This is a genomic window from Burkholderia sp. WTPI3, assembly GCF_021483755.1.
Lineage (GTDB): Bacteria > Pseudomonadota > Gammaproteobacteria > Burkholderiales > Burkholderiaceae > Burkholderia.
Map to the genome: position 1 here is coordinate 1 of NZ_JAGIXF010000144.1, position 10085 is coordinate 10085.

Below are 10085 nucleotides of genomic sequence, written 5' to 3' on the forward strand. Positions count from 1 at the left end.
GGCGAGCAACTGATCGGGCATCGGCGAGAACTGGAACCCGGGCACGCCGGCTTTCTTGCCGAGCCCGTCGAGACACGGCTGCACGAACTCCGTCGTTGCAAGCCGCGCGTCGAGAAAGGTCGGGTTCGGCCCCGACGGCTCGCCGCGCCGGCCCCGCACCACCGCGTCGGTCACGGATGCCGGCGCTTTCACGACGAAGCGGAAATCGTCCGGCACCTGCTGCGCATAGCGCAGGTAGTCGGCCACCGACAGCGGGCCGTAGAACGACCGGTCCAGGCTCACGCTTTTCAGCAGCGGATGCGCGCCGTACGCCGAGAGTCCTTCGCGCGACAGCTTCGTCTGTGCGAAGTCGCCGTCGTAGACGATGCCGTCCCAGCCGGGGAAGTACCACGACGACGTACCGAGCCGCACGTTCGGCGGCAGCGCGGCGGCCGCGTCGGCGACTTCCGCGGAGACCGGCGCGGGCGCCACACCGCGCTGGCGCCGGCCTTTTTTCGGCGGTGCGGCCAGCGGGGACGGTTCGTCCCACAGCATGCCGGAGGCGGGGGCGGGTTCTTCGTCCGGGGCGCACGAGCGGGGCGATGCGCGGCGGGCGCGGACTGGCGATGGCCTGTCGTCGCCTTCGTCGGGCGTCACGGGTTCGCTGCGGCCTGCTGCGTCGTCGGGCGATGCGCCGAACAGGTCGAATTGCTCTTCGGCGTGCGACCCGTCCGCGTCGTCGCGCTGCTGTCGTTGCGGCGGCGTGTTGCGCCGCGTCCTGCCGTCACCCATGCATGCCCAGCGTCAAGTGCCGCCTAGCGCGGCAGCGGGTTTTCGTACATATAGCGCCGCGACCACGGCAGCGTTTTCGCGCTGCGGCCGGCCTTGCGGCACACGATCTGGAAGATCGACACGTCGTCGTGCTCGAATGCATACGCACAGCCGGCAAGATACACGCGCCAGATGCGGAATTTTTCGTCGTCGACGAGCGCGCGCGCTTGGTCCGCCTTCGCCTCGAAGTTCTCGGTCCAGATCTCGAGCGTGCGCGCATAGTGTCGCCGCAGGCTCTCGATGTCAATCGCCTCGAGCCCGCCGCGCTGCGCCGATTCGAGCGCGAGACTGATGTGCGGCAGCTCGCCGTCCGGGAACACGTAGCGGTCGATGAACTCGCCGCCGCCGAGCGCCGTTTCGCCGCTTTCCGCGTCGGTCGACGTGATCCCGTGGTTCATCGCGATGCCGTCGTCGGTCAGCAGGTCGTGCACGCGCGAGAAATAGAGCGGCAGGTTCTTGCGGCCGACGTGCTCGAACATCCCGACGCTCGTGATCCGGTCGAACTGGCCCTCGATCTCGCGGTAGTCCTGCAGCCGGATCTCGATCTTGTCTTCGAGCCCGGCGGCCTTCACGCGCGCGGTGGCGAGATCGAACTGGTTCTGCGACAGCGTCACGCCCAGACACGTGGCGCCGAACTTCTGCGCGGCGCGCAGCACGAGCGCGCCCCAGCCGCAGCCGATGTCGAGCAGGCGCTGGCCGGGCTCGAGCCGGATCTTGGTCAGGATGTGGTCGATCTTCTTGATCTGCGCGGTCGCGAGATCTTCGTCGCCGTTCTCGAAGTACGCACACGAGTACACCATGTTCTCGTCGAGCCACAGCTGGTAGAACTCGTTCGACACGTCGTAGTGATACTGGATCGCCTTCTTGTCGGTGTTCTTCGTGTGATTGAAGTAGCGCCGCACGCGCGCGAGCTTGTTCGCGCTGGTGACCGTGCTGCGCGCCAGCGAATAGCTGATGTTGATGATGTCCGACAGCCTGCCTTCGATGTCGATCTTGCCCTTCACGTACGCCTCGCCGAGATTGTCGAGGCTCGGTTCGAGCAGGAGCGGCAACGCCGACGCGCTGTTGACCTTCAGCGTGACCTGCGGCGCGCTGAAGGTACCGAAATCGAGTTGTTCGCCGTTCCATAGCACCAAGCGCGCGGGGATGTTCGCCTTTGCCCGTACTTCGTCCGCCCACTGTGCCAGCTTCTTTTCCCAGAACATTTGGATTCTCCGTTTGTTCGTTGAATCGAATACAGCCAAGTATCTTGACCGGCGCCCGCCCCTCGCGAGGCGGGTGCCCGGATGCAACACGAGATACGACCGGCCCGCGCCGGCGCTGCCGGCGCCTTTATGGCGACAGGCGCGAGATCGTCCAGCCCGGCGCCGCCGTGGCGTCGCGCGTATAGAGCAGCCGATCGTGCAGCCGCGACGGGCGGCCCTGCCAGAACTCGATCGCGTCGGGCACGACGCGATAGCCGCCCCAGTGCGGCGGGCGCGGCGGGTTCTCGCCGTAGCGTTCGGCAATGTCTTTCTCGCGCGCCTCGAGCGTCGCGCGGCTGTCGATCACGGCGCTCTGCTCGGAGGCCCACGCACCGATGCGCGAGCCGAGCGGGCGCGACGCGAAATAGCGGTCGCTTTCCTCGGCGCTGGTTTTCTCGATGCGGCCTTCGATGCGCACCTGGCGCTCGAGCTCGATCCAGTAGAACAGCAGCGCCGCCTGCGGATGCACGGCGAGTTCGCGGCCCTTGCGGCTTTCGTAGTTGGTAAAGAAGACGAACCCGCGTTCGTCGACGCCCTTGATAAGCACGATTCGGGCCGATGGCCGGCCGTCGTCGCCGACGGTGGCGAGCGTCATCGTGTTGGGCTCGGGAAGTTTGGCGGCGAGCGCCTCCTTGAACCAGCGATCGAACTGGGCGAAGGGGTCGGGGGCGGCATCGGCTTCGTCGAGCGAAGCACGCGAATAGTTGATGCGAAGATCGGCGAGAGTCGTCATGTTATGCAAACGCTTCAATCTGGGGCCAGTATAGCGAACGCTGAAGAATCGTGCGTGCACAGTGGCGCGTACGGGCGGGGATATCGGGCAAAATAGAGGGCTGCACGACTTACGTTTTCCTTGCTGCCATGTCCGCTGCCGACGCTGCCCTGCCCAGTTCTTCTGATCTTACCCCGAGCCCGACAATCCAGCTTGACGTGGATCGCGACCGCCGCTTCGGCGGCATCGCGCGGCTGTATGGCGCCCCCGCGCTCGCCGCGTTCGAGCGCGCGCACGTCGCCGTGATCGGGATCGGCGGCGTCGGTTCGTGGACCGCCGAAGCGCTTGCCCGCAGCGCGATCGGCACGCTGACGCTGGTCGATCTCGACAACGTCGCGGAAAGCAATACGAACCGGCAGATCCACGCGCTCGACGGCAATTACGGCAAGCCGAAGGTCGATGCGATGGCCGAGCGGATCGCGCTGATCGATCCCGCCTGCCGCGTGAACCGGATCGAGGATTTCGCGGAACCCGACAACTTCGATGCGCTGCTCGGCGGCGGTTTCGATTACGTGATCGATGCGATCGACAGCGTGCGTACGAAGGTCGCGCTGATCGCATGGTGTGTCGCGAAAGGGCAGCCGCTCATCACGGTCGGCGGCGCGGGCGGCCAGCTCGACCCGACGCGCATCCGTATCGACGATCTCGCGCTGACGATCCAGGATCCACTGCTGTCGAAGGTGCGCGCGCAGTTGCGCAAGCAGCACGGCTTTCCGCGCGGGCCGAAGGCGCGCTTCAAGGTGAGCGCCGTGTATTCCGACGAGCCGCTGATCTATCCGGAAGCCGCCGCGTGCGACATCGAGGACGGTGCGGAGCCGTCCGCGGCCGCGCATGTCGCGGGGCTCAACTGTGCGGGGTTCGGTTCGAGCGTGTGCGTGACCGCGAGCTTCGGCTTCGCTGCCGCCGCGCATGCGCTGCGCGCGATCGCGGCGCGGGCCGCCGGCTGAGCGTCGAATCGTTCGACGCTCAGGAATGCTGCGGCGCGTCACGCGCGCCGTGTGCGGTGCGGCGATTCAGCCGGGCCATTGCAGCCCGGCCGGTCGCGCGTCAGTTGAGCGCCATGCTCAGCTTGCGTCGCCATGCAGCGACGAGTTCGGGGCGATCGCCCGCCAGTTCGAACACCGAAATCATCGTGCGTCGGCCGAGATCGTCGCCGTATGTGCGGTCGCGCATCACGATTTCCAGCAATTGCTCGAGTGCGCCTTCGTACGCACGCCGTGCGATCAGGCTCTGCGCGAGGTCGAAGCGCGCTTCGAGATCGGCGGGGTTCGCGGCGATGCGTGCTTCGAGGGCGTCGGTCGGCGGCAAGTCGGCCGTCGCGTCGAGTGCGTCGAAACGGGTCTTGATCGCCTGGTAGCGCGGATCGCCGCCCTGCACTGTCTGCGGCGACAGGCGTTCGGTTTCGGCTCGCGCGAGGTCCACCTGGTTGTTCGCGAGCAGCAGCTCGATCAGGTCGAGCCGCGCGTCGTCGAAGCCGGGGTTCAGCGCGAGCGCCGCTTCGAGGTGCGTGACCGCATCGTCGTAGCGCGACTCGGCGATCGCGTATTGTGCGGCGCGGCGTTCGGCTTCGTCGGGCGCCGGCAGCAGCCGGTCGAGGAATGCGCGCAACTGGCCTTCCGGCAGCACGCCGACGAACTGGTCGACCGGGCGCCCGTCGGCGAATGCGATCACGTGCGGGATGCTGCGCGTCTGGAAGTGCGCGGCGAGTTCCTGGTTCTCGTCGACGTTCACCTTCACGAGCTTCCAGCGGCCTTCGTAGTCGGCTTCGAGCTTCTCGAGCAGCGGGCCGAGCGTCTTGCAGGGGCCGCACCACGGCGCCCAGAAGTCGACCAGCACGGGCGTGTCCAGCGACGCCTCGATGACGTCTTTCTCGAAAGTGGCAAGCGTGGTGTCCATGTCGTTCTCTTCCGTTCGAATGTCGTCAGGATGGGGGCGGCACGCCCCTTTTTCAACGCGGCTTCGATTCGGGCAGCGGAATCCACTCGGTTTCGCCCGGCACCTTGCCCATTTCCTGGTTCGTCCACGCCTGTTTCGCGCGCTCGATCGCGTCGCGGCTGCTGGCGACGAAATTCCATTCGATGAAGCGTTCGCCGTCGATCCTGTCGCCGCCGAGCAGCATCGCGCGGGCGCCGTTGCCGCTCGCGAGCGTGACCGACGCGCCCGGCGCGAGCACGGCCATCTGCTCGGCCGGCACCGGTGTGCCGTCGATCGTCAGGTCGCCGTCGACCACGTAGACCGCGCGCTCCTCGTGCGACGCGTCGAGCTCGACGCGGCCGCCGGCCGCGAATTCGGCGGCGACGTACAGCGTGCGCGAGAACGTCGTGACGGGCGAGCGTAGGCCGAACGCGTCGCCGGCGATCACCGTCAGCGCCACGCCGTTCTCGTCGCGCCTGGGCAGCGTGTCGGCCGCATGGTGTTCGAACGACGGCTCGGTGGTCTCGTTGGCGACCGGCAGCGCGACCCAGGTCTGGATCCCGTGCACCGTGTGGCCGCTGCCGCGCTGCGCATCGGGGGTGCGCTCCGAGTGGACGATGCCGCGGCCCGCCGTCATCCAGTTCACGTCGCCCGGCACGATTTCCTGCAGCGAGCCGAGGCTGTCGCGATGCAGGATCGCGCCGTCGAACAGGTAGGTGACGGTGGCGAGCCCGATATGCGGATGCGGGCGCACGTCGAGGCCGGTACCGGCCGGCAGCGTCGCGGGGCCCATGTGATCGAAGAAGATGAACGGGCCGACGAGGCGCGCGGCGAGCGCGGGCAGCGTGCGGCGCACCTGCAGGTTGCCGATGTCGCGGACGTGCGGCTTCAACAGGGCTTTGATCGGATCTGTCATGGCGGTTTCGTGAGGGCGGCGGGGATGCCGGTCATTGTACTGGCCGCGCGGCAACGACGCGCGCAACGGTGCGGTGCAGGCGCGGGCCGGCAAGCCCGGCCCGCGCGGAGCGATCGTCGGGTCGCTGCACCGCCGCTCGTGCAACCGATTCCATGCGCACGGCGCAGGTATCGAGCGGGCCGCGCGGCGAAACCCGGTAGACTGACCGGCTTCAGAACAACCATTCGATAATCGAGGAGACGCCGATGATGGCCCCGAAGGACCTGCTGCTCGCGCTGATCGTGATCCTGGCGTGGGGCGTGAACTTCGTCGTGATCAAGGTCGGCCTGCACGGCATGCCGCCGATGCTGCTCGGCGCGCTGCGCTTCACGCTCGCCGCGGTGCCCGCGGTGTTCTTCGTGCGCCGCCCGCAGATTCCATGGCGCATGCTGATCCTCTACGGCGCGACGATCCAGCTCGGCCAGTTCGTATTCTTGTTCACCGGCATGTACGTCGGCATGCCGGCCGGCCTCGCGTCGCTCGTGCTGCAGTCGCAGGCGTTCTTCACGCTCGTGTTCGCGATGCTGTTCCTCGGCGAGCGGCTGCGCGTGCAGAACCTGATCGGCCTCGCGATCGCCGCGGCCGGACTTGTCGTGATTGCGGTGCAGGGCGGTGGCGCGATGACGCTCGCGGGCTTCCTGCTGACCATCTGCTCGGCCGCGATGTGGGCATTCGGCAATATCGTCACGAAGAAGGTCGGCCGCGCGAACCTCGTGTCGCTCGTTGTGTGGGCGAGCCTCGTGCCGCCGGTGCCGTTCTTCCTGCTGTCGCTGTGGTTCGAGGGGCCGCAGCGGATCGAAGCCGCGCTCGTCGGCCTGAACGGCGCGTCGATCTTCGCGGTCGTTTATCTCGCGTTCGTCGCGACGCTCATCGGCTACGGCTTGTGGAGCCGCCTGATGTCGCGCTATCCGGCCGCGCAGGTCGCGCAATTCTCGCTGTTGGTGCCGATCGTCGGGCTCGCGTCGTCGGCGCTGTTTCTCGACGAACACCTGACGCGCGCGCAACTGATCGGCGCCGCGCTCGTGATGGGCGGGCTCGCGGTGAACGTGTTCGGCGGGAAGCTGATGCGCCATTTCGCGGCGTCGTGACGCGCCGGCACGCAGCGCGTGCCGGCGGCGGGGGAAGGGCGGCCGTCAGGCCATCCGGCTCTTCGCGAGCGGCGGATTCGCGGCAAAGTACCGCTTGATGCCGCGGAAGATCGCGTCGGCCATCTCTTCGCGATAGCTGTCGTCGTTGAGCTTGCGCTCTTCGTCCGGGTTACTGATGAACGCGGTCTCGACGAGGATCGACGGAATGTCCGGCGCCTTCAGCACCGCGAACCCGGCCTGCTCGACCGAGCCCTTGTGCAGCTTGTTGATGCCGCCGACTTCCTTCAGCACGTAGCCGCCGTAGCGCAGCGAGTCGCGGATCTGCGCGGTCGTCGACATGTCGAACAGCGCGCGGTTCACGGCCGCGTCCTGCGTCTTGATGTTGATGCCGCCGATCAGGTCCGACGAGTTTTCCTTGTTCGCCATCCAGCGTGCCGCGGCGCTCGTCGCGCCGTGGTCGGACAGCGCGAACACCGACGAACCGCGCGCGGACGGCGTCGTGAACGCATCCGCGTGGATCGACACGAACAGATCTGCGCCGACGCGACGCGCCTTCTGCACGCGCACGTTCAGCGGCACGAAGAAGTCGGCGTCGCGCGTCATCATCGCGCGCATGTTCGGCGCGCCGTCGATCTTCGCGCGCAGCTTCTTCGCGCTGTCGAGCGCGATGTGCTTCTCGTACGTGCCGCCGCCGCCGATCGCGCCCGGATCCTCGCCGCCGTGGCCCGGATCGATCGCGACCGTCAGCAGGCGCACGGTGCCGCCCTTGCCGGATTTCGGCGCGGTGAACTTGTAGGTGTCGCTGTCGTCGTCGCTGTCGTCGCGGCGCGCGATGACGGGCGGCGGTTTGACGGCCGGCCTGGCGGGCGCCGAAGGCGTGGCGGCGGCCGGCGGCGTGCGCGGCGTGGCCGGCGTGTTCTGCGCGAAACGCTGGAAGAACGCGTCGCTGTTGTCGTTGCCGGCCATGGGCGGCGGCGGGGGCGAGCCCGGGCCGGTCAGCGCGGTCGGCGGCTGCATCTGCTGCGCGCGCGCGGTGTCGTTGAGGGCCTGTTCCTTGCGTTCCGTCTGCGCGATCAGGTCGGTCAGCGGATCGGGGGCGACGGCCGGATACAGGTCGAACACGAGCCGGTACTTGTAGGTGCCCACCGGCGGCAGCGTGAACACCTGCGGCTTCACCGAACCTTTCAGGTCGAACACCATCCGCACGACGTGCGGCTGATACTGGCCGACGCGCACCGACTGGATCTGCGGATCGTTCGGCGCGATCTTCGACACGAGGTCGCGCAGCGCCTGGTCGAGATCGAGGCCGCTCAGGTCGACGACGAGCCGGTCGGGACCCTGCAACAGCTGTTGGGTATTCTGCAGCGGCTGATCGGATTCGATCGTGACGCGCGTGTAATCGCGTGCGGGCCACACGCGCACGCCGAGCACCGACGACGCATGCGCAAGCCGCGGGGCGACGAGACCGAGCACCAGCGTCGACGCGCCCGCGCGCAGGATCTGGCGGCGGCGCCAGTTGTGCGTCGCGGTGGCCGCCGATTCGATCGAGCGGAACGGTTTGATCAACATCTTTCGAGACATGCCTTTCCTGAAGCGCTGAACGCCCGGACGGTGAGGGCGCGGCCGTCGCCATCCACGTCGAGCGAGAAAACCAGATCGGGCACACCGAGCAGGGTGCCCGCCTGTTGCGGCCATTCGACGAGACAGATCGCGCTGGAATTGAAATATTCGCGAAAGCCTGCGTCGGACCATTCGGCCGGATCGTTGAATCGATACAGATCGAAGTGATAGACCTCGAGTTCCCCATCGTCGCGTGCGAATGCGTACGGTTCGACGAGCGTGTAGGTCGGGCTGCGTACGCGTCCGGTGTGACCGAGGCCGCGCAGGAGCGCGCGCACGAGGGTCGTCTTGCCCGCGCCAAGGTCGCCGACCAGCTGGATCTGCAGCCCGTCGAACGCATGGGCGCGGGCGAGTTCGCTGCGCGCCGCGTCGAGTGCGTGCGCGAAGCGGGCGCCGAAGGCCTCGGTCGCCGCTTCGTCGGCGAGTGCGATCACGCGCTCCGCGAGCGGGGCGGGCAGCGTGTCTGCATGAGGCGTATGGGACGTGGCTGGCATTCTCGTAAAATAGTGCGATGAACCGATTACCGGAACTCGCCGCATCCGACAGGCCTTCGACTCGTGCCGAAGGCGCGGCGCCGTGCGCGCTCGATGATGCGACGTTGACTGCGCTCGCCGCTCGCATCAGGGCGTGGGGGCGCGAATTGGGTTTCGGGGCGATCGGCATCAGCGATACCGATCTCTCGGATGCCGAAGCAGGCCTCGCCGCCTGGCTGGAAGCCGGGTACCACGGCGAAATGGATTATATGGCGAAACACGGGATGAAACGTGCGCGTCCGGCCGAACTTGTGGCCGGTACGCGACGCGTGATCTCCGTGCGGCTCGCCTATTTGCCGGCCGAAACGCTCGCCGCCGACACGCCCGATGCGTCGTCCGGCGCGCTCGTGCCGCACGACTGGCGCGCACGCGAGCGCGCGCGGCTCGGCGATCCGCAGGCGGCCGTCGTGTCGATCTATGCGCGCGGCCGCGATTATCACAAGGTACTGCGCAACCGGCTGCAGACGCTCGCGGAGCGCATCGAGCACGAGATCGGCGCGTTCGGCTATCGCGTGTTCACCGATTCGGCGCCGGTGCTCGAGGTCGAACTCGCGCAGAAGGCCGGCATCGGCTGGCGCGGCAAGCACACGCTGTTGTTGCAGCGCGACGCCGGTTCGCTGTTCTTCCTCGGCGAGATCTACGTCGACGTTGCGCTGCCGACCGACGCGCAAGTGTCGCCCGACACCGCGCCCGAAACGCCCGGCGCGCACTGCGGCAGTTGCACGCGCTGCATCGGCGCATGCCCGACCGGCGCGATCGTCGAGCCGTATCGCGTCGACGCGCGCCGCTGCATCTCATACCTGACGATCGAATTGAAAGGCAGCATTCCCGAGCCGCTGCGGCCGCTGATCGGCAATCGCGTGTACGGCTGCGACGACTGCCAGCTCGTGTGCCCGTGGAACAAGTTCGCGCAGGCCGCGCCCGTCGCCGATTTCGACGTGCGGCACGGCCTCGATCGCGCGGCGCTCGTCGATCTGTTCGGCTGGGATGCCGACACGTTCGATACGCGGATGCAAGGCAGCGCAATCCGGCGTATCGGTTATGAAAGCTGGCTGCGCAATCTCGCGGTCGGGCTCGGCAATGCGCTGCGCGCGCCGGCGGACCGGCTCGCGTCGCATGCGCGCGACGCGATCGTCGCCGCGTTGCGGG

General features: G+C 67.8%; 10 protein-coding genes. 3 read left to right on the forward strand and 7 right to left on the reverse strand.

Annotated features, from left to right (window positions below; translation table 11 throughout):
• The 3 genes from J7024_RS34985 to pdxH form a co-directional block, all read right to left on the reverse strand.
• On the reverse strand, positions 1-771 hold a 771-nt coding region (locus J7024_RS34985), incomplete at its 3' end, for a DUF72 domain-containing protein (RefSeq protein ID WP_234745910.1).
• A 23-nt stretch (positions 772-794) separates the two neighbouring features.
• Positions 795-2015: an SAM-dependent methyltransferase gene (locus J7024_RS34990; protein ID WP_124827438.1), complete on the reverse strand. Its 1221-nt coding sequence runs from the start codon at positions 2013-2015 to the stop codon at positions 795-797.
• A gap of 127 nt (positions 2016-2142) precedes the next feature.
• Positions 2143-2787, reverse strand: coding sequence for a pyridoxamine 5'-phosphate oxidase (gene pdxH / locus J7024_RS34995; RefSeq protein WP_124827436.1), 645 nt, complete (start codon positions 2785-2787; stop codon positions 2143-2145).
• 128 nt (positions 2788-2915) lie between these two features.
• Between pdxH and tcdA the strand changes: the two genes are divergently transcribed.
• Positions 2916-3773 (forward strand): tRNA cyclic N6-threonylcarbamoyladenosine(37) synthase TcdA, encoded by an 858-nt coding sequence (gene tcdA / locus J7024_RS35000; RefSeq protein WP_124827434.1) that lies wholly within the window; start codon positions 2916-2918, stop codon positions 3771-3773.
• A 100-nt stretch (positions 3774-3873) separates the two neighbouring features.
• Here the strand turns inward: tcdA and trxA are convergent, their stop codons facing one another.
• Together trxA and J7024_RS35010 are read right to left on the reverse strand one after the other, a co-directional pair.
• Entirely contained in the window at positions 3874-4722 is an 849-nt protein-coding gene (trxA, locus tag J7024_RS35005) for a thioredoxin (RefSeq protein ID WP_124827432.1), read from the reverse strand.
• Between the two features lie 52 nt (positions 4723-4774).
• Complete coding sequence (locus tag J7024_RS35010) at positions 4775-5656, reverse strand: pirin family protein (protein ID WP_124827430.1); 882 nt, start codon at positions 5654-5656, stop codon at positions 4775-4777.
• Between the two features lie 248 nt (positions 5657-5904).
• Here J7024_RS35010 and J7024_RS35015 point away from each other — a divergent pair, with 248 nt between their 5' ends.
• On the forward strand, positions 5905-6783 hold the full coding sequence (locus tag J7024_RS35015) for an EamA family transporter (RefSeq protein WP_175760884.1): 879 nt from the start codon (positions 5905-5907) through the stop codon (positions 6781-6783).
• A gap of 45 nt (positions 6784-6828) precedes the next feature.
• Here the strand turns inward: J7024_RS35015 and J7024_RS35020 are convergent, their stop codons facing one another.
• Both J7024_RS35020 and tsaE read right to left on the reverse strand, forming a co-directional pair.
• Positions 6829-8364 carry an N-acetylmuramoyl-L-alanine amidase gene (locus J7024_RS35020; RefSeq protein WP_234745911.1) on the reverse strand — a complete coding sequence of 512 codons (1536 nt, stop codon included), beginning with the start codon at positions 8362-8364 and terminating at the stop codon, positions 6829-6831.
• Entirely contained in the window at positions 8346-8897 is a 552-nt protein-coding gene (gene tsaE, locus J7024_RS35025) for a tRNA (adenosine(37)-N6)-threonylcarbamoyltransferase complex ATPase subunit type 1 TsaE (RefSeq protein WP_124827424.1), read from the reverse strand. Before tsaE ends, J7024_RS35020 begins: the two co-directional genes overlap by 19 nt.
• Positions 8898-8914: 17 nt before the next feature.
• Between tsaE and queG the strand changes: the two genes are divergently transcribed.
• A partial coding sequence (queG, locus tag J7024_RS35030) for a tRNA epoxyqueuosine(34) reductase QueG (protein WP_234745912.1) occupies positions 8915-10085 on the forward strand: 1171 nt, incomplete at its 3' end.